The 19905-nt window shown below is 66.0% G+C and carries 17 protein-coding genes; 11 read left to right on the forward strand and 6 right to left on the reverse strand.

All coding sequences use genetic code 11. From position 1 onward, the window contains the following. The 3 genes from BLQ85_RS18485 to BLQ85_RS18495 are packed head-to-tail and all read left to right on the forward strand — an operon-like array spanning position 1 to position 3529. Entirely contained in the window at positions 1-807 is an 807-nt protein-coding gene (locus BLQ85_RS18485) for a carbon-nitrogen hydrolase family protein (RefSeq protein WP_074579084.1), read from the forward strand. A 13-nt stretch (positions 808-820) separates the two neighbouring features. Next, complete coding sequence (locus tag BLQ85_RS18490) at positions 821-2893, forward strand: two-component system sensor histidine kinase NtrB (protein WP_074579085.1); 2073 nt, start codon at positions 821-823, stop codon at positions 2891-2893. A gap of 9 nt (positions 2894-2902) precedes the next feature. Continuing rightward, on the forward strand, positions 2903-3529 hold the full coding sequence (locus tag BLQ85_RS18495) for a response regulator transcription factor (protein ID WP_007870111.1): 627 nt from the start codon (positions 2903-2905) through the stop codon (positions 3527-3529). 3 nt (positions 3530-3532) lie between these two features. Here the strand turns inward: BLQ85_RS18495 and BLQ85_RS24630 are convergent, their stop codons facing one another. Beyond that, entirely contained in the window at positions 3533-3676 is a 144-nt protein-coding gene (locus tag BLQ85_RS24630) for a hypothetical protein (RefSeq protein ID WP_175456146.1), read from the reverse strand. On the opposite strand from BLQ85_RS24630, the gene BLQ85_RS18500 reads away from it, so the two are divergent. Together BLQ85_RS18500 and BLQ85_RS18505 are read left to right on the forward strand one after the other, a co-directional pair. Beyond that, the gene (locus BLQ85_RS18500; protein ID WP_175456147.1) at positions 3624-4871 is read left to right on the forward strand and encodes a murein transglycosylase A; all 1248 of its coding nucleotides are present in this window, start codon (positions 3624-3626) and stop codon (positions 4869-4871) included. The two genes, BLQ85_RS24630 and BLQ85_RS18500, sit on opposite strands and share 53 nt — an antisense overlap. Before the next feature lie 20 nt (positions 4872-4891). Further along, positions 4892-5218: a hypothetical protein gene (locus BLQ85_RS18505; protein ID WP_074579087.1), complete on the forward strand. Its 327-nt coding sequence runs from the start codon at positions 4892-4894 to the stop codon at positions 5216-5218. Here the strand turns inward: BLQ85_RS18505 and BLQ85_RS18510 are convergent. Further along, positions 5215-5859 (reverse strand): hypothetical protein, encoded by a 645-nt coding sequence (locus BLQ85_RS18510; protein ID WP_254806479.1) that lies wholly within the window; start codon positions 5857-5859, stop codon positions 5215-5217. The genes BLQ85_RS18505 and BLQ85_RS18510 overlap by 4 nt on opposite strands. A gap of 156 nt (positions 5860-6015) precedes the next feature. Here BLQ85_RS18510 and BLQ85_RS18515 point away from each other — a divergent pair, with 156 nt between their 5' ends. Beyond that, entirely contained in the window at positions 6016-6384 is a 369-nt protein-coding gene (locus BLQ85_RS18515; RefSeq protein WP_074579089.1) for a hypothetical protein, read from the forward strand. On the opposite strand, the gene BLQ85_RS18520 is transcribed toward BLQ85_RS18515, so the two are convergent. Then, entirely contained in the window at positions 6385-6858 is a 474-nt protein-coding gene (locus tag BLQ85_RS18520; RefSeq protein ID WP_007870093.1) for an Lrp/AsnC family transcriptional regulator, read from the reverse strand. It lies immediately after the preceding gene. Positions 6859-7042: 184 nt separating this feature from the next. On the opposite strand from BLQ85_RS18520, the gene BLQ85_RS18525 reads away from it, so the two are divergent. The 5 genes from BLQ85_RS18525 (at position 7043) to BLQ85_RS18545 (ending at position 16825) form a co-directional block, all read left to right on the forward strand. Next, on the forward strand, positions 7043-10609 hold the full coding sequence (locus BLQ85_RS18525; protein ID WP_074579091.1) for an indolepyruvate ferredoxin oxidoreductase family protein: 3567 nt from the start codon (positions 7043-7045) through the stop codon (positions 10607-10609). Positions 10610-10818: 209 nt separating this feature from the next. Then, positions 10819-11160: a preprotein translocase subunit YajC gene (gene yajC / locus BLQ85_RS18530; RefSeq protein WP_036839126.1), complete on the forward strand. Its 342-nt coding sequence runs from the start codon at positions 10819-10821 to the stop codon at positions 11158-11160. Between the two features lie 108 nt (positions 11161-11268). Then, positions 11269-13146 carry a protein translocase subunit SecD gene (secD, locus tag BLQ85_RS18535; RefSeq protein WP_074579093.1) on the forward strand — a complete coding sequence of 626 codons (1878 nt, stop codon included), beginning with the start codon at positions 11269-11271 and terminating at the stop codon, positions 13144-13146. 37 nt (positions 13147-13183) lie between these two features. Continuing rightward, positions 13184-14137, forward strand: a complete 954-nt coding sequence (secF, locus tag BLQ85_RS18540) for a protein translocase subunit SecF (RefSeq protein WP_074579095.1) — start codon at positions 13184-13186, stop codon at positions 14135-14137. 27 nt (positions 14138-14164) lie between these two features. Further along, positions 14165-16825 (forward strand): DUF1631 family protein, encoded by a 2661-nt coding sequence (locus BLQ85_RS18545; RefSeq protein WP_074579098.1) that lies wholly within the window; start codon positions 14165-14167, stop codon positions 16823-16825. A gap of 72 nt (positions 16826-16897) precedes the next feature. Here BLQ85_RS18545 and BLQ85_RS18550 read toward each other — a convergent pair whose 3' ends face one another. The 3 genes from BLQ85_RS18550 to BLQ85_RS18560 all read right to left on the reverse strand — a co-directional run bounded on the left by BLQ85_RS18550 (position 16898) and on the right by BLQ85_RS18560 (position 19904). Further along, positions 16898-17413: a Smg family protein gene (locus tag BLQ85_RS18550; protein WP_074579100.1), complete on the reverse strand. Its 516-nt coding sequence runs from the start codon at positions 17411-17413 to the stop codon at positions 16898-16900. 88 nt (positions 17414-17501) lie between these two features. After that, on the reverse strand, positions 17502-18608 hold the full coding sequence (gene dprA / locus BLQ85_RS18555) for a DNA-processing protein DprA (RefSeq protein ID WP_074579103.1): 1107 nt from the start codon (positions 18606-18608) through the stop codon (positions 17502-17504). 72 nt (positions 18609-18680) lie between these two features. Next, positions 18681-19904, reverse strand: coding sequence for a LysM peptidoglycan-binding domain-containing protein (locus BLQ85_RS18560; RefSeq protein WP_074579106.1), 1224 nt, complete (start codon positions 19902-19904; stop codon positions 18681-18683). Position 19905: the final 1 nt, after the last annotated feature.

Here is a 19905-nt window from a genome sequence, read left to right on the forward strand (position 1 = left end):
ATGAAAGTAGCCGCTATTCAAATGGTGTCGGGCACCCGCATCGAGGACAACCTCGAGGTGGCTCGCCAGTTGCTCGGGCAGGCCGCGGCGCAGGGCGCCGAACTCGCGGTGCTGCCCGAGTATTTCTGCATCATGGGCCGCAAGGACACCGACAAGCTGCAGTTCCAGGAGTCCCCGGGGCAAGGCCCCATCCAGGATTTCCTGAGCCGCTCGGCGCGCGAACTGGGGCTGTGGATCGTGGGCGGCACCTTGCCCATGGCCACGGATGATCCCGGCCGCGCGCGCAACTGCTCGCTGGCCTACGCGCCTTCGGGGGAAAGCGTAGCCCGCTACGACAAGATCCACCTGTTTCGCTTCGCCCAGGGCCAGGAAGACTATGACGAAAGGCGCGTGCTGGAGCCCGGCGCGCAGCCCGTGCGTTTCGAGCTTGCGTCGCGCGACGGCCATGCCTACACCATAGGCATGAGCGTCTGCTACGACCTGCGCTTTCCCGAGCTGTACCGCGCCCTGGCGGCCGACGTGCTGCTGGTGCCCAGCGCCTTCACCTACACCACCGGCCAGGCGCACTGGGAAGTCCTGCTGCGCGCGCGGGCCATCGAAAACCAGGCCTATGTGCTGGCCGCGGCCCAGGGCGGCGTCCATGAAAACGGGCGCCATACCTGGGGCCGCACCATGGCCGTCGATCCCTGGGGCCAGATCCTGGCCGAGCGCGAGGAGGGCGCGGGGGTGGTGATGGCCGAAGTTCTCAGCAACAACCTGCGGGGTGTGCGCGAGCGCCTGCCGGCCTTGGGCCACCGCGTCCTGTGAGGAGCCGCCGGGCGTGAAGTTTGCGCGCATCAACGTGAGCCGGGCCAGCCGGCGATGGGCGCTGTGGGCCCTGCTGGTGGCGCTGGTCGTGGCCTTGCTGGGCATCCTGGTATGGCTGGCGGGGCGCTATGAGTCCAGCATGGTGCAGAGCCGGCTCGAGCACGATGCCGCTGAAACCGTCACCGACATTCGCTCGGGCTTGACGCGCAACATCCAGACTTTCCAGGCGCTGCAGTCCGGCGAGCGCACGCCCGGGGCATGGCATGCGCCGGCCGCCGAAGTGCTGCGCGAGCACCGCGAGATCATGCGGCTCGAATGGCGTAGCGAGTCGCTGGACATGCTGGCCTTTGTCGAAACTCCCTACCGCACCTCGGTGTTCGAGCGGCTGGGCAGGACGAGCATGCAGGCCGACGTGGCCCTGACCTGCACCACGGCCCGGCGCCTGAGCGGCTCGGCCTATTCCACCAGCTATTTCATGCCGCAGCCCGACGGCCTGGGCCTGGAGGTGCTGGACATGTGCCTGCCCATCGTGGTGGCCGGCCGCCTCGCGGGCTATACCGTGGCCACCTATTCCCTGCAGGACATCCTGGGCGAGCTGGTGGGGCGGCAGCTGGCGCGCGGCGTGGGCCTGTCCTTTACCGAGGCCGACGGCACGCGGCTGGCGCTGCACGGCGTGCCCTCGCGCGGCAACCGCATCTACATCGCGCAGCAGCTGCTGGACCTGCCCGGCAATACGCTGGTCGTGCGCATGGAAAGCCGGCTGGGTACACCGGCCCTGTTTCCCAACGTGCTGACCGCGCTGGTGACCGCCATGTCGCTGGCGTTGATGGCGGTGCTCTTCCTGCTGGCCAGGGACATGCGGCGCAGGCTCAAGGTCGAGCACGACCTGGGCGAGGCGCTGGCCTTTCGCAAGGCCATGGAGGACTCGGTGCTCACCGGGCTGCGCGCGCGCGACCTGCAGGGCCGCATCACCTATGTGAACCCGGCTTTTTGCAAGATGGTGGGCGTGGAGGCCAAGGATTTGCTGAACCAGAGCTTTCCCTCGCCCTACTGGCCGCCGGAGCTCGCTGGCGTCTACCAGCAGCGCCAGGAAATCCGGCTGGCGGGCAGCAACCTGCCGCGCGAAGGCCATGAGTCGGTGTTCATGCGGCGCGACGGCACGCGCTTTCCGGTGCTGATCATGGAGGCGCCGCTGATCAACGCCGTGGGCAAGCACACCGGCTGGATGAGCGCCATCCTGGACGTGAGCGAGCAGCGCCGCGTTGAGGAGCTTTCGCGCGCCAGCCAGGACCGGCTGCAGGCCACGGCCAGGCTGGCCATGGTCGGTGAAATGGCCTCGCTACTGAGCCACGAACTGAACCAGCCGCTGGCGGCCATCTCGAGCTATGCCACCGGATCGCTCAACCTGCTGCAGGAGGAAACCGACGCGGCCGCCCCGACGCCGGCCCCGCTGTCCGAAGACCTGCAGCTGGCCATGCGCCGCATCGCCGAGCAGGCCGAACGCGCCGGCAAGGTCATCAAAAGCGTGCACGACTTCGTGCGCCGGCGCGACCAGGTGCGCGAGGCGGTCCAGCCGCGCGCGCTGCTCGACGCCATCATGCCGCTGGTGAGCCTGCAGGCCCGCAAGCTCGGCGTGCGCGTCGTGATCGAGGTCGATGAAGCCTGCGAGCCCGTGCTGTGCGACCGCACCATGGTCGAGCAGGTGCTGCTCAACCTCTCGCGCAACGGCATGCAGGCCATGCAGGCCCTGGCCGAAGGCGCGCAGCCGGCCGGCGGCGCGGCGCAGGCCGAAAAGGTGCTGACCCTGCGCATACGCCCGGCCGCTTCCAACGCGCACAGCCGCTGGGTCGAGTTCGCGGTGATCGATCGCGGCGAGGGCATTGCCGGGGACGTCGCGGAGCGGCTGTTCACGCCCTTTTTCACCACCAAGGAAGAAGGCATGGGCCTGGGGCTCAGCCTGTGCCGTACCGTGATAGAACAGCACGGTGGTTTCCTCGGATTTGAGGCTGCCGAACCGCAGGGTACGATTTTCAGTTTCACCCTGCCCGCGGCGCCGGCCCGGCAGGGCGATCCACCGCAAGCCTGAAGGACAGCCATGGAACCGATTCACAATGCCACGGTCTACATCGTTGACGACGACGCCAGCGTGCGCGACGCGCTGGCCTGGCTGCTGCGTTCGCGCCGCCTGCTGAGCGAAACCTTCGACAGCGCCGAGGCCTTCGACGCCCGGGTGTCAAAGGGCTTCGAGGTGCGCTCGCCCTCCTGCCTGCTGCTGGACGTGCGCATGGCCGGCCTCAGCGGCCTGGCCATGTTTGAAAAACTGATCGGCTACGGCCTGCTGCCGACCCTGCCGGTGATTTTTCTCACGGGCCATGCCGACGTCCCCACTGCCGTGGACGCCGTCAAGCGCGGGGCCTTTGATTTTTGCGAAAAGCCGTTTTCGGACAACGCGCTGGTGGACCGCATCGAGCAGGCGCTCAAGCATTCCGCCGCGGCGCTGGCGCAGCACAGCGAGTCCACCGGCCTGCAGTCCCGCATCGACGGCCTCACCGACCGCGAGCGCGACGTGATGCGGCTGGTCGTGGGCGGCCTGCCCAACAAGCTGGTCGCGGACCAGCTGGACATCAGCGTGCGCACGGTGGAAGTCCACCGCGCGCGGGTGTTTGACAAAATGGGCGTTAAATCGGCGGTGGAACTCGCCAACCTGCTGCGCAACCTGTAGCCTTTATTTCTTGTCGGACTCCGCGTCGGGCGCGGGCTGTTCCGGGTCCTTCAGTTCGCCGTTCTTGCGGCCTGAAAACATCGTCCACCACACAATGAACACCAACAGCAGCAATGCCCCCAGGGCTTCCAGCAAAAGTAAGGCCATGACATTTCCTTGGATTCCGTCGATACGCGCCAGGCATGAAAGGCGTTCCACGCGCTCCATGCGGATGGGGACGATTATCGCCATCACGGCTTTGCTGGCCTCCTGCGCCAGCCCGCCGCTGTCGCCTCCGTCGGCACCGGGCGAGCCCGCCGCGGCCGGCAGCCGCCCCGGCGATTCCGGCCCCTTGCCCGCGCCCATGCTGCAAGGCAAAAGCCGGTGGGTCGCGGTGCGCTGGGCTGAGCTGCCGGGCTTTGAGGAGGACGCGCTGTTCGAGGGCTGGAACGCTTGGCTCAAGAGCTGCGAGCGGCCGGGCCCGGTTTTTGCGCCCCTGTGCGCCGAAGTCCGGCGCCTGAGCATTGCCTCGGCCGAAGCGCAACGCAACTGGATGGTGAGCCGGCTGCAGCCCTACCGGGTCGAGAGCCTGCAGGGCACGGCCGACGGGCTGCTGACCAGTTATTACGAGCCCGTGCTCAAAGCCAGCCGCCAGGCCGGCGCCGGCTACGAGGTGCCGCTGTACCGCCCGCCGGCCTCGCTGGCCAGCCGCAAGCCCTGGTACTCGCGCCAGGAAATCGACACCCTGCCTGAAGCCCGGGCCGCCCTGCGCGGCCGCGAGATCGCCTGGCTGGCCGACCCGGTCGAGGCGATGTCGTTGCACATCCAGGGCTCGGGCCGGCTCAGCCTGACCGAGGCCGACGGCTCGCAGCGCATGGTGCGCGTGGCCTATGCCGGCTCGAACGAGCAGCCCTTTCGCAGCGTCACCCAATGGCTGGTGGACCAGGGCGAAGGCCGCATGACGGCGCCCTGGGTCGAATCCACCAAGGCCTGGGCCGCAAAAAGCTCTCCCCAACGCGTGCAGCAAATGCTCTGGAGCAATCCGCGCTACACCTTTTTCCAGGAGCAGCCCCTGAGCGAGCTCGACGCCGCCTTCGGCCCCAAGGGCGCGCAGGGCGTGGCGCTCACGCCGGGACGCTCCATCGCCGTCGACCCGGGCAGCATTCCCTACGGCACGCCGGTGTGGCTGGCCTCGCGCGGCGGGGCCGGCAGCCTGCAAAAACTGGTGCTGGCCCAGGACACCGGCAGCGCCATCGTGGGCGCGGTGCGGGCCGACTATTTCGCCGGCACCGGGCCGGAGGCCGGCCAGCTCGCAGCGCGCATGAACCAGCCGCTGCGGCTGTGGGTGCTCTGGCCGCGTTAAACCACCTTCCTGGAGTCATCATGAACAGGCCATGGAACATCTGTGCGGCGCTGCTGGCCGCGGCGGCATTGGGCGGCTGCGCCGGCGGCAACTGGCAGGCCGACGGCCCGCTGTACCGCTGTGAACACGGCATAGCGTTCCGCGTCAAATTCATCGACGACACGGCGGTGCTGGACGGCCCCGGCGGGCAGGATGTGCTCCAGCGCGACGCCGGCGGCGAGGGGCCGCGGCAGACGGTTTACAGCAACCCGCGCATGCGGGCCGAATTTGGCCTGGGCGCCAGCGGGCGCGAGGCGGTGCTGCGTTATCCCCTGTTGCCCCTCGTAGCGCGCTGCGTGTGCGACTAGCGAACGGAAAGGCGAACCTCGACGCGCATGCCATCCCGCCGGGTGGATTGCCGGCTGTCGGCGATGCCGCTGCTGCTGCCGGCGCTCGCGTCGTCAGACTCCGCCACGGTGACCCATTCCCCGAGCCGCACGTTCAGCGACGTGCTGGTGGACGACGAGGACAAGGGCGCGAGCGGCGACGAGCCCGTGCGGCTGGTCTGCCCCGCGGCCAGTTCCAGCTCCACGCTGTCACCGCCGTACCAGAGCGGCCGGGCCGAAAAACCGCTGTTGGCATCGATGAACACGGTGGCGGCCTGGCGCCCCTGCACCAGCCGCAGCGGCTGGCTGTTGCCCAGGTTGATGTTGGCGGGGCGGCCGTTGAGCACCAGCACCCGCTGCACCAGGTCGCGCGTATCGCTGCGCTGGCTGTCCTGGGCCGTGATGTGGGCATTGGCGCCCGAGCGGCCCGGCTGCAGCACGATCCCGCCCTGCGCGCCCAAGGCACTCTGGGAGCGCAGGCTGCTGCCGGCCTGCCGTACTTCGATCTGCAGGTTGCGCATGGGCAGTGCCTCGGGGCCGGCCGGCTGCGCCATCAGGCAGGCCGGGGCCAGCATGAAGGGCATCAGGGACAGCGCGGAAATGGCATTGCGGAATTTCGTCATGGCGGGCTCCAGGGTGGCAAAGAAGGAAAGGGCGGCCTTACGGGGAGATAAAGTACCCGCTTGCATCCAGGCAAGCTAACATCGTACTGAAGTCAGCCGGCTGCCTGCCGTTTCACGCCACGAGACCGTGAGCGCCGCGCCCCAACCCGTGAGCCCATGAGCCCGAAATTAAAAGTCATCGCCTGGATTTTTGGCATTGTTGCCGCGTATGCCGCGAGCGTCGGCATCGGTGCCTACCGCATCGTTTCCGCGGAAATGTTTCCCTTGGCCAAGGGGGGCGTGGCTGATTACCTGCGTGCCACGAAATCAAGCGACGCCAACAAGCCGCTTTACTTCAAATGGTGGTCGTCCTGGTATTTCAAAAACAGCTCCTCGGATGGGATGGCGCAGTTTTTACTTTGCGCCCCTTCCGCGCAATGCCATACGGTCGTCGCCTATGTGTCCGCCGGCAGGTGGCACATCAATGTCAACGGCCACCTGATCAATGTCGACAAATGGAGGGTTCCGGCCCCGCCTGCCGGGTGATCACGCCAGGTGCCCGAGCGGCAGCGCGCTGCTGGCCTTGACCTCCCCCAGGGAAAAACTGGTGTGCAGGTCCTTCACATTGGGCAGGTTGATCAGGTTTTGCAGCGCGAACTTGCTGAAGGCCTCCAGGTCCTGCGCCACCACCTGCAATTCAAAAGTGCCGGTGCCGCTGATGTAGTGGCAGGACACGATTTCCGGCAGTTTTTTGATGGCCTCCTCCAGCTGGCGCGTGGCGTCGCCGCTGTTGCGGTCGGCGTCCAGCCGCACAAAAGCCAGCACGCCCAGCCCGATTTTGTGGCGGTTGATCTCGGCCCGGTAGCCGGTGATGAAGCCCGATTCTTCGAGTGCCCGCACGCGCCGCCAGCAGGGCGCTGCCGACAGGCCTACGCGCGAGGCCAGTTCGGTGTTGGTCAGCCGCGCGTCGCGCTGCAACTCATTCAGGATGGCGATGTCAAACTTGTCTAATGTTTCCATATTTGCCATTTTGCAGCAAGATTCTTTCTGGAAGTGGGCTAAATGGGGCAAACAAAGCAAAGACATATCAGGGCCGGCGGCATACACTTTGCATGCCTATAGAGGGCTGGCCCTAACCGGGTTTGACCCTTTCGCGAACTCGCCCACAAGGCGGTACTAAAAACAGTCCTGGAGACCCACGAACATGAACGCGCCCCTACCTGAACACATCCGCAAGGCCCTGGAAACCGTCACTCTTGACGATAAATATTCCTTAGGGCACGGCCGCGCTTTCATGAGCGGCGTCCAGGCGCTGGTCCGCCTGCCCATGCTGCAGTGCACGCGCGATGCCATGGCGGGCCTGAACACCGCGGGTTTTGTCAGCGGCTATCGCGGCTCGCCGCTGGGCGGCTATGACCAGGCGCTGTGGGCCGCCAAAAAACACCTGGCCGCGCAGAACATCGTGTTCCAGCCGGGCGTCAACGAGGAATTGGGCGCCACCGCCGTCTGGGGCACCCAGCAACTGGACCTGTACCCGCAAAGCAAAAAATTCGACGGTGTGTTCGGCATCTGGTACGGCAAGGGCCCGGGCGTGGACCGCTGCTCGGACGTCTTCAAGCACGCCAACATGGCGGGCACCGCGAAACACGGCGGCGTGATCGCGATTGCCGGCGATGACCATGTCTCCAAGAGCTCCACCGCCGCCCACCAGAGCGACCACATCTTCAAGGCCTGCGGCCTGCCGGTGTTCTTTCCGTCCAATGTGCAGGACATCCTGGACATGGGCCTGCATGCTTTTGCCATGAGCCGTTTTTCCGGTGTCTGGTCAGGCATGAAAACCATACAGGAAGTCGTGGAGTCGTCGAGCTCCATCCTGGTCGACCCGGACCGCGTGAAGATCATCCTGCCCGAAGACTTCGAAATGCCGCCCGGCGGCCTGCACATCCGCTGGCCCGACGCACCGCTGGAGCAGGAAGCCCGGCTGATGGACTACAAATGGTATGCGGCGCTCGCGTACATCCGCGCCAACAAGCTCAACTACAACGTCATCGCCGGCCCCAAGGACCGCTTCGGCCTGATCGCCAGCGGCAAGGCCTTCAACGACACGCGCCAGGCGCTGGCCGACCTCGGGCTCGATGAGCAAACCTGCCACCAGCTGGGCATACGCCTGCACAAGGTCAATGTGGTCTGGCCGCTGGAGGCCACCATCACGCGCGACTTCGCCGAGGGCCTGCAGGAAATCCTGGTGGTCGAGGAAAAACGCCAGGTCATCGAATACCAGCTCAAGGAAGAGCTGTACAACTGGCGCGCCGACGTGCGGCCCAATGTGCTGGGCAAGTTCGACGAGCCCGAAGGCGACCAGTCGGGCGGCGAATGGGGCCGCTCCAACCCGAGCGACAACTGGCTGCTGCGCGCCAAGGCCGACCTGACGCCGGCCATCATCGCCAAGGCGATCGCCAAACGCCTCAAAAAGCTGGGCGTGCCGGCCGACGTGGTTTCGCGCATGGACGAGCGCCTGGCCGTGATCGAGGCGCGCGAACGCGCCCTGGCCGAAGCCAAGGCCGACACCGGCGAGCGCGCGCCCTGGTTTTGCAGCGGCTGCCCGCACAACACCAGCACGCGTGTGCCCGAGGGTTCACGCGCCGTGGCCGGCATAGGCTGCCACTACATGGCGACCTGGATGGACCGCTCCACCTCCACTTTCACGCAGATGGGCGGCGAAGGTGTGACCTGGGTGGGCCAGGCAGCCTTCACGACCGATGAGCATATTTTTGCCAACCTCGGCGACGGCACCTACTTCCACAGCGGGCTGCTGGCGATACGCCAGGCCATCGCCTCGGGCGTGAACATCACCTACAAGATCCTCTACAACGATGCGGTCGCCATGACGGGCGGCCAGCAGGTCGGCGAGCGGCCCGAAGGCCACTCGGTGCTGCAAATCATGCAAAGCCTGCGCGCTGAAGGCGTGGCCAAGCTGGTCATCGTGACCGACGAGCCGCAGAAATACGACGGCGCGCCGCTGCTGGAAGGCGTGACGGTGCACCACCGCGACGAGCTGGACCGCATCCAGCGCGAGTTCCGCGAGATCAAGGGCACGACCGCCATCATTTACGACCAGACCTGCGCGACGGAAAAGCGCCGGCGCCGCAAACGCGGCACCCTGGTGGACCCGGAAAAGCGCGTGGTGATCAACGAACTGGTCTGCGAGGGCTGCGGCGACTGCTCGGTGCAGTCCAACTGCCTGTCGGTCGAGCCGCTGGAAACCGAATTCGGCCGCAAGCGCCGCATCAACCAGAACACCTGCAACAAGGACTATTCCTGCGTAAAGGGCTTCTGCCCCAGCTTCATCACCGTCGAGGGCGGGCAACTGAAGAAGCCGAAGAAAGAAAAGAAGGGCGGCATCTCCAGCCTGCCGCCGGTTCCCGAACCCGTGTTGCCCGTGGCGGAAAACGCCTGGGGCATTGTCGTGGGCGGCGTGGGCGGCACCGGCGTCATCACCATAGGCCAGCTGCTGGGCATGGCGGCCCACATGGAAGGCAAGGGCGTGGTCACGCAGGACGCGGGCGGCCTGGCGCAAAAAGGCGGCGCCACCTGGAGCCACATCCAGATCGCGAACCGGCCCGAGGCGATTTACACCACCAAGGTGGACACCGCCAAGGCCGACCTGGTCATAGGCTGCGACCCGATTGTGGCGGCCAGCAAATACACCCTCACCGTCATGCAGCCGGGCCGCACCTATGTGGCCATGAATTCGCACGGCACGCCGACGGCGGCCTTTGTGAAGGACCCGGGCTGGCAGTTCCCCGGCGGCAATTGCGAAAGCGCCGTGACCTCCGCAGTGGGCGCTGACTTGCTGGGCAGCTTCGATGCCGAAGAGGTGGCGGTGCAACTGGTGGGCGACTCGATTTACACCAACCCACTGATGCTGGGCTTTGCCTGGCAAAAGGGGCGTGTGCCGCTGTCGCATGCCGCGCTGATGCGGGCCATCGAGCTCAACGGCGTGCAAGTCGACAACAACAAGGCGGCCTTTGAATGGGGCCGTCGCTGCGCGCACGACCTGGCCTCGGTGCGGGCGCTGTTCAAGGCGGCGCAGGTTATCGAATTCGTGAAAAAGCCGGCCCTGGCCGAAATGCTGGCGAAACGGGTGGACTTTTTGACGGCCTACCAGAATGCCGCCTACGCCCAGGCCTACCAGTCCTTTGTCGAACAAGTGCGGGGCGCCGAGGCGGTGCTGGGCAAGACGACGCTGACTGAAGCCGTGGCGCGCTACCTGTTCAAGCTGATGGCCTACAAGGACGAGTATGAAGTGGCGCGGCTGCACACCGATACGGCCTTCCTGGGCAAGGTCAACGCCATGTTCGAAGGCGACTTCAAGCTGCATTACCACCTGGCGCCGCCCTTGATCGCCGCCAAAAACGACAAAGGCGAGCTGCAAAAGAAGCAGTTCGGCCCCTGGATGCTGGGCGCGTTCAAGGTGCTGGCGCGCCTGAAGGGCCTGCGCGGCACGCCGCTGGATGTGTTCGGCCGCACCGAAGAGCGGCGCACCGAGCGCGCCCTGATCGAGGAATACAAGGCCAGTCTTTCGGAAGTGCTGGCGGGGCTGACGGCCGAAAACCATGCCACCGCGCTGGAAATCGCCCGGATTCCCGAAATGATCAAGGGTTACGGCCATGTCAAGGCCCGCCACCTGGCCGCCGCGCGGCCGCAGTGGGCCGCCTTGATGCAAGCCTTTCGTAGCCCCGGATCTACCGTCCAGCGGAAAGCGGCCTGAGTCGGCTTCGCCCCTTTCTTGCCTGTAAGGGCCGCCGCGGCAAAGCCCGCGACGGCCCTTTGCGCGTAAACCCGGCTTGAAAAGCCCCTGGCGCGCGCCAGTTACCCCTTGGGGCGCTTGCCCCGCCGCATACAATCGTGGACTCCGTACGCCGTCCGTGCTGGACGGCGCGCGCGCCAGTGTGTTTTTATTATGTTGTGGAGTTAGCCGTGTTCATTTCTTCCGCCTTTGCCCAAACCGCTCCCGCTGCAGCCGCCGGTGGTGACATGATGTCCTCGCTGACGGGCATGCTGCCCCTGGTGCTGATGTTTGTGGTGCTGTATTTCGTCATGATCCGCCCGCAGATGAAAAAGCAGAAAGAGCACCGCGCCATGATCGACGCGCTGGCCAAGGGCGATGAAGTCGCAACGGCCGGCGGCCTGCTCGGCAAGGTGACCAAGCTGGGCGACGCTTACCTGACCCTGGAACTGGCCCCCGGCGTCGAAGTGCAGCTGCAGCGCAGCGCCATCATCCAGGTCCTGCCCAAGGGCGCGATCAGCACGGCCAAGTAAGTCTTCAAGGCCCTGTGGGGATTCGCAGGGCTTTTTGGTATATCGGGGCTGCTGCGGCTTGATGCGGGCGCCCCTTTTGTTCATTTGTCCACCAGGAACAGCCCTCCCATGAATCGTTATCCGGCCTGGAAGTACGCCATCATCGTGGTCGCGCTGCTGATCGCGGCTTTGTACACGCTGCCCAATTTCTTCGGCGAAGCGCCCGCGGTGCAGGTGTCCAGCAGCAAATCCACCGTCAAGGTCGACAGCACGACGCTGGCCAAAGTCGAGCAGGCTCTCAAGGACACCGGCATCGCGGCCGACGCCATCACGCTCGAGGGCAGTTCGATCAAGGCGCGTTTCGGCGACACCGACACGCAGCTCAAGGCCAAGGACGCCATCCAGAAAGCTCTGGCGCCCGACGCGAACGACCCGGCCTATGTGGTCGCGCTCAATCTGCTGTCGCGCTCGCCCGCCTGGCTGACATCGCTGCACGCTTTCCCGATGTACCTGGGGCTGGACCTGCGCGGCGGCGTGCACTTCATGCTGCAGGTGGACATGCAGGCGGCGCTCACCAAACGCGCCGAGTCCCTGGCCGGCGACATCCGCCTGTCCCTGCGCGAGAAAAACATCCGCCACGGCGGCATCAGCCGCAACGGCCAGGCCATTGAAATCAGGCTGCGAGACTCCGCCACCCTGGCCTCCACCAAGGGACTGATCCAGGACCAGTTCGCCGACCTGCAGACCGTTGATGCGCCGGACGGCACGGAATACAAACTGACGGCCTCCATCAAGCCTGAAGCCGCGCGCCGCATCCAGGACCAGGCGCTCAAGCAGAACATCGTGACGCTGCACAACCGCATCAACGAGCTGGGCGTTGCCGAGCCGGTGATCCAGCAGCAAGGCATAGACCGCATCGTGGTGCAACTGCCCGGCGTGCAGGACACGGCCAAGGCCAAGGACATCCTGGGCCGCACCGCCACCCTGGAAATGCGCCTGGTGGACGACAGCGCGGAAGCCCGCGCCGCCGCGAACAATACCGGCGCCGTTCCTTTCGGCGATGAGCGCTTTTTTGAGCGCAACGGCCAGGCTGTGATCGTCAAGAAACAGGTGATCCTGACCGGCGAAAGCCTGACGGACGCGCAGCCCGGCTTTGACTCGCAGAGCCAGCAGCCCAAGGTGGACCTCACGGTCGACGCCAAGGGCGGGCGCATCATGCGCGACACCAGCCGCGAGAACCTGAAGAAGCGCATGGCCATTTTGCTGTTCGAAAAAGGCAAGGGCGAGGTACTGACCGCGCCCGTCATCCAGGGCGAACTCGGCAACCGCTTTCAGATTTCGGGCTCCATGAGCGTCGTCGAGGCCAATGACCTGGCGCTGCTGCTGCGCGCCGGCTCGCTGGCCGCGCCCATGGAGATCATCGAGGAGCGCACCATAGGCCCGACCCTGGGCGCCGACAATATTTCCAAGGGCTTTCACAGCGTGTCCTGGGGCTTTGTCGTGATCGTGGCCTTCATGGCCGCCTATTACATGCTGTTCGGCCTGTTCTCCGGCCTGGCGCTGGCCGTCAACCTGCTGCTGCTGGTGGCGGTGCTGTCCATGCTGCAGGCGACCCTGACGTTGCCCGGCATGGCGGCCATGGCGCTGGCGCTGGGCATGGCCATCGACTCCAACGTGCTGATCAACGAACGCGTGCGTGAGGAGCTGCGCAACGGCTCGTCGCCGCAGGCGGCCATCCACGCGGGCTACGAGCGGGCCTGGGCCACCATCCTGGACTCCAATATCTCGACGCTGATTGCCGGCCTGGCGCTGTTGGCCTTCGGTTCCGGCCCGGTGCGCGGCTTCGCGGTGGTGCACTGCATAGGCATCCTGACCAGCATGTTCTCGGCGGTGTTTTTCTCGCGCGGCCTGGTGAACCTCTGGTACGGCCGCCAGAAAAAGCTCAAGTCGGTCTCCATCGGCACCGTGTGGCGGCCCGCCGCCTCCGGCGCCGTGGCAACCAAATAATCCCGGCCTTTTCTCCCGAGTTTCCCAAGGACCCCAGATGGAATTCTTCAAAATCCGGCGCGACATCCCGTTCATGCGGCATGCCCTGATTTTTAATGTCATCAGTTTTGCGACCTTCGCGCTGGCCGTCTTCTTCCTGATCACGCGCGGCCTGCACCTGTCGGTGGAGTTCACCGGCGGCACCCTGATGGAGGTGAACTACACCCAGGCCGCCGACGTCGGCAAGATCCGCGACACCGTGGCCGGCCTGGGATTCAGCGACGTGCAGGTGCAGAACTTCGGTACTTCGCGCGACGTGATGATCCGCTTGCCAGCCCAGAAGGGCGTGAGCACCGCCCAGCAGAGCGACAAGGTGCTCGCGGCGCTCAAAGCCGCCAGCCCGGAGGTGACGCTGCGCCGCACGGAGTTTGTCGGCCCGCAGGTCGGCGAGGAGCTGGCCCACGACGGGCTCAAGGCGCTGGCCATGGTGGTGTTCGGCATCATGGTCTACCTGGCCTTCCGTTTTGAATGGAAGTACGCGGTGGCGGCCATCATCGCCAACCTGCACGACGTCGTCATCATCCTGGGCTTCTTCGCGTTCTTCCAGTGGGAGTTCTCGCTGGCCGTGCTGGCCGCCGTGCTAGCGGTGCTGGGCTATTCCGTCAATGAGTCGGTGGTGATCTTCGACCGGATCCGCGAGAACTTCCGCCGTTACCGCAAGATGAACACCATAGAGATCATCGACAACGCGATCACTTCCACCATCAGCCGCACCATCATCACCCACGGCTCGACCCAGATCATGGTGTTGTCCATGTTGCTGTTCGGCGGCCCGACACTGTTTTACTTCGCCCTGGCGCTGACCATAGGCATCCTGTTCGGTATTTATTCCTCGGTTTTTGTGGCCGCCGCGATCGCGATGTGGCTGGGCATCAAGCGGGAAGACCTGGTCAAGGCGCCGGCCAAAAAAGGCGAAGATCCGAATGACCCCAACGCAGGGGCTACGGTGTAAGCTATAGGCTAATCACCCAGGGCGGTCGTGCCAAGCAACAAAAATAACAGTCTTCTTGTCGAGCAGGCTCGCGCGCTGTTTACGGAGCGTGCAGCACGGATATTGCCCGCGCTGGCCAAAACCATTCAAGACAAGCTGTCCGCGCTGGTCGACCAGCCGGGCAGCGCCCGCGACATGCAGGAGCGGCGGGACGGCTGGCTGGCCTTCCAGAAAAGCGGCGATGTCTGGGTCCGCGGCACCACCGCCGCCTGGGCCAACGCGCAGGCTATTCCCGCCGTCAACTCACCGGCCCGCTTCCTGGACAGCGGGAAATTCGAATTGATGGACAACGACGTGATGGAGGACAAGATCCTCGCCTCACGCCTTGCGCTGCGCCTGCTCGATTTCGCGAGCTGGGAGCTCAATGACCTTCGTTTGCGCATCCAGAACCTGGAGGGGATCACCGAACTCCACAAGCAGGACATCCTGCGGCCCGAAGTGCTCGCCCAGCACCTGGTGGAGCAGTGGGGCAAGGCCGGCCTGCCGCGCGAGGTCTGGCTCGCGGTCCAGAGCGGCATCCAGAAGGACATGGGCGAGCACTTGCTCGAAATCTACCATGCCACCAACGAATTCCTGGTGCAGCAGGGCGTGATGGCCGAAATCGACCTGAGGCCGCTGGTCAAGCGCACGCCCTCGGCTGCCGGCACCGGTGCGCCGGCCAAAACGGCACCCGAAGCGCAAAGACGAAGAGATCCGCAGGGCGAGGGCGGTCCGGCCGGCTCCGGCATGGGCGGCGGCGGTGCCTATGGAGGGGCTGGCGGCGGCAACGCCTCAGCCTCTTATGGCGAGCCCACAGGTGGCGCGGGCCCGTCCTTATCCGGCGGCCGAGGCCCGGCTTCCATGGGTGGTGGCCGTGGCGGCGTTGCCCGGGGAGGTGGCTCCGGCGGCGGTGCTTCGGGGGGCGGCGCGGCTTATGGCGGCGCAGGCGGCGTTGCGCGAAGCGCAGCAGGTGCCGCGGCCGGCGGCGGTCCGGGTGGCGGCCGCTTTACGGGCAGCGCGGCCGGCCCGGGTTCTCAGGGCGGCATCGGCAACGCCGGCAATGGCGCTGCAAGCACCGGCCAGCCTCATTCCGCAAAAGGCCCGGAAGCCACCACGGGTCCCGGCCAGGGGGTGTACGACGAAACCCGCCTGCAGACCGCGACCACGCCCCTGGCCCGGGCGCGCATGCGCGCCCAGGGCGTGATGGGGCAACTCAAGCGCCTGCTGTCAAACCAGGCGGCGGGCTTCGACGATACGCGGCCCAGCCAGGCCTCGCCGCAGCTGGCGCAGGCCATGGCCCATGTGGAGCGCGTGCAGGAAACCGGCGGAGAACGCACGCTGCTGGTGGATGCGCCGGGACAGGTCTACGGCCAGGCGCAGGTGGACCACGCCGTCGGCGTCTTGCGCGAACGCACCACCAAGCTCAAGGAGGCCGCGTCCACCTCCTCCGAAAAGGCGACGATCGAAATCGTCGCCCTGATGTTCCAGAGCATCCTCGCGGAAGACCGGATTCCCGCGGTGATCCGTGTCTGGTTCGCGCGCCTGCAGATGCCGGTGCTGCGCGTGGCGATTTCCGAACCTGAATTTTTCGAGTCCCTGCAGCATCCCGCGCGCCGGCTGATAGACCGCATGGGCTCGTGCGTGCTTGGCTTCGACGTCACGGTGGCTGGCGGCGTGCTGGAAGCCGAGATCAAGCGCGTTGTGCAGGTGATTGAGCAATATCCCGAAACCGGTCGCCGGGTGTTCCAGCTCGTCTACGATGAATTCGACAAATTCCTGTCCCGGTTTCTTTCGGAGCACGGCAACGCCGCCCGCGTGGTGAGCGTGGCCCAGCAGGTCGAGCAAAAAGAGACCATGACCATCCAGTACACCATTGAGATGCGCAACATGCTCAATGACATGTCGGTGCGCGATGAAATCCGCGAGTTCCTGTTCAAGGTATGGGCCGAGGTGCTGGCGATCGCCGCCATGAAGAACGGCCCGCAGCATGAAGAAACCCTCACGCTCAAGCGGGCCGCCGTCGACCTGGTATGGGCGGCCAGCGCCAAGCCCAACCGCAATGACCGCGCGCGCGTCATCGCCGACCTGCCCAAGTTGCTGCAGCTGCTGCGCCTGGGGATGTCCATGCTGGGTCTGAGTGTCGCCGACCAGGACGTGCACCTGAAAATCATCAGCGATACGCTGGCCGATGCTTTCATGTCCAAGACCGAGGCCATTCCGGTGGAGAAGGTGGAGGCCATGGCCAAGCGCCTGACCAACCTCGAGGATTACCTGTCCGATGAGGATGTTGGGGACCTGCCTCTGGACACCGACAGCCTGGTGACCATGATAGGCATAGACGCCACCGACATTGAGGTGATCGCCGACGGCGGCAGCCACCCCACCGAGGCCATGCGTGCCTGGGCCAGGGAGCTGCAACTGGGTTCCTGGTTCAGCCTGGACCACAACGGCAAGGTCAGCCACGTGCAGTTCGCCTGGTGCAGCGGCCGCAAGCAGTTGCACCTGTTCGCCTCCGCCGACGGCCGCAATTTCCTGATCCAGGCGCGCCGCCTGGCCGCCTACCTGCAGGCGGGCTTGCTGGTGCCGACGGAAGAAGAGGCGCTGACGGTGCGCGCCACGCGCGATGCGCTGGCCAAGCTGGACGCCAATCCCGAGCGCCTGCTGGGCTAGGCCTTTAATTTTCACATTGGGGCAGAGGCCCCCGGCGCGCGGGGCCGGCCGCGGGCACGCGGCGTTCAGCGCTCAGTGGGCCAGGCGGAACTCCGTGTCGTCACACAGTTCGTCGAGCACCAGCGCGTCGGGCTCTTCGCCAAAGCTCCAGTACACCATGAGGACGATGATTTTGAGGTCGTCCAGCGTCACCGGGTCGCCGGGGGCCGCCATGGCGCGGTCTATGACGATCTCGCGCATGTGTGGCGGCAGCACGCCGGAGGACTCAAGAAAACTCACAAAACCCAGGCTTTGCGCGCCCAGGTGCACCTGCTCGGCGACGGAGTACACGCGCAGGCTGGCGGCCGATTGCTGCTGGATGGCGGGAGCGCTTGCGGGGGATTCACCGCTTGCCTGCGGGGCTTTGGCCGGCAGGCTGATCTGCGTGCCCTGGGCCGCGACATTCAGGCCGTCGAGCCAGACAAGGGCCGCCTGGATTTCTTCGGCGTCGAATCCCGCCGCGGTAAGTTTGCGGCTCAGTCGGTGGAGTTCGGGGCAAGCGTCACCTTGCCAGTAATTCTCGTAGACGTACACCAGTACTTCAAACATGCACCCAATATAACGCAGATGCCGCCGCCCGTGTCAAACCTCCGGCCGGGGTTTGCGGCGCGCGGAAAATCCGCAGGCCCGGCTGACCTTAACCAGCGGCCAGGCGCTGGAACAGCCCGCCAGGCAGGCGCACCACCTGCCCGCACAGCTCAAGCTCCAGCAGGCCGGCTTGCAGCCGCGGGGTGTCCAGCCCGGTGCGCGCCTGCAAGGCGTCCAGGCTCACGGGGTCAAAGCCCAGGGCCGCGACCAGCGGATCAGCGGCGTGCGGCTCGGCCGCCGCATCATCGCCGCCGGGCACCCGGACTGCGGTGGAGAGTTTGAGCTCTTCCAGGACATCCTGCGCCACTTCCACCAGCTTGGCGCCCTGCTTGATCAGCGCGTGGCAGCCGCGTGACTGGGGCGAGTGAATGGAGCCGGGAATCGCAAAGACCTCCTTGCCCTGCTCGGCCGCCAGTCGCGCCGTGATCAACGAGCCCGATTGCAGCGCGGCCTCCACCACCAGGGTGCCGCGGGACAGGCCCGAAATGATGCGGTTGCGCCGCGGGAAATTGGCCGCCAGCGGCGGCGTGCCGAGGGGAAACTCGCTGACGATCATGCCCTGCTGCGCGATCCGGTGCGCCAGCGCGAGATGTTTTTTGGGATAGACCCTGTCCAGTCCGGTGCCCACCACCGCAATCGTCTCGCCGCCGCCCAGCAGGGCGCCGTCGTGCGCCGCGCCGTCAACACCCAGGGCCAGCCCCGACACCACGCAAAGCCCTGCGCGGCCGAAGGCCTTGGCGAACTGCCGGGCATTGGCTTCACCCTGCGGCGTCGGGTTGCGGCTGCCCACGATGGCGATGTGGGGTGCCGTCGACGGCTTTGCGGCCAGCGTGCCCAGCATGTAAAGCATCAGGGGCGGGTCTTCGATGTCGAGCAGGGCCGCCGGGTAGGCGGTGTCGCCCAGTGTGGCAACCTGCCTGTCGTCGCCGGCCTGCAGCCACTCGAGGGTGAGCTGCAGCTGGGCCGCCAGCGCCGGCGGCTCTTCCAGGATGGCTTTAGCCAGCTTTTCGGTGCCGAGTTGCCTGAGGGCGGCCGCACTCTGGCCAAAGACGGCTTGCGCCGAGCCAAAAGCGGCCAGCAGCTTGCGCGCGGTGTCGTTTCCTACACCGGGGGAAAGCGTCAGCCGTAACCAGGCCTGCAGCTCTTGGGTATCCACGTCGGTCTGGACGGGCAGGGAGGCCGCTGCCGGTGGGCCGCACCGCGGCGCGCCCGGCCGCAGGCAGCGCCCTTAGTTCGGGTTGGTGAAGCGGTCGCCGACCTTCACGCCGTCGGTGATCTGCAGGATCAGCGCGTAGGAGAGCTTGTCGAAGGTGCGGAACACCATCATCAGGCCGTTGCGCTCATTGGGCAGCTTGATTTGCGGCCGCGCGCTGTCGGTCTTGTCGGCCAGCCGCTCGCCGTCCTTGAGGATGGCCATGACGTGGCCGCGTTCCAGACCGTCCTTGGCGCCGCGGTTGATCACCACGACCTGGTTTTCCGCCGCGTTCGCCACGGCGCTGCCGTAAATCGACACGATCTGGCCCGTGACCGGGGTCGCCGGTGCGTGCGGGACGTAGCTGACCAGCTCCCGGGGCGGGTCGGGAAGCAGGCGGTCTCCGACCCGCATTTCTTCCTTGGTGGCGACGATGTCAATCGTGGCCGGCACGATTTCCGGTTGCGGCTTGCCGTCCTTGCCCGCCACCTGCATGACGGATTCGCCGCGTATCAATTCGGCCTTGCCGATGTATTGCGCCTCATAGCCCAGGATTTGCTGGGTGGTTGGATCTTTCAGGGGCGTGGCATTACGGTAGACGCGGTAGTCCAGCGGCTGATCTTTGGCATCGCTCAGAGGGGTGCCGGTGGCCACCCCGCCCACATATTCGCCGCGCGCATAGGCACGGTCGCCACGGCTGAGCAGCACGCGGCCTTCCTGGGCAGCGACGATGCGGGGAGCCCTGGAAAAGGTCGCGTCGTCCACCAGGACGGCTTCCGAGAGGAAGGGCTCGATGGCGTTGGGCGAGAGCGTGGGAATGGAGTTGTCGGCCAGGGACTCATAGCGGGTGCGGGGCGACACGCGCACCGTGTCGGTCGGTGGGCCGTCGCTGGAGGCCTGGCGCGTGCGCAGGGTGGCGCGGCCGCCGGTTTTGTCCAGGTACAGGTGCTGCCCGGGGTAGATACGGTGCGGGTTGCGGATGTCCTGCAGGTTCATGCCCCACAGTTCCGGCCAGCGCCATGGGCTTTTGAGGAACATGCCCGAGATGGCCCACAGTGTGTCGCCGCGCTTGACCGTGTATTCGTCCGGCGCATTGGGCGCCAGTTCGCTGAGAGGGACCCCGGCCTGGGCCACCTGGGCGGCTGTTGCTTTTTGGCCCGGTGTGATGGGGAAATTCTGGGCATGCAGGCCGCCGGCGATACCCAGGAGGGCGGTGGCGGCTATTGAAATTTGACTGAAACGACCAAAAATTGTTTGCATC

Source organism: Polaromonas sp. JS666 (assembly GCF_900103405.1).
In the GTDB taxonomy this organism is placed as follows: Bacteria; Pseudomonadota; Gammaproteobacteria; order Burkholderiales; family Burkholderiaceae_C; genus Polaromonas.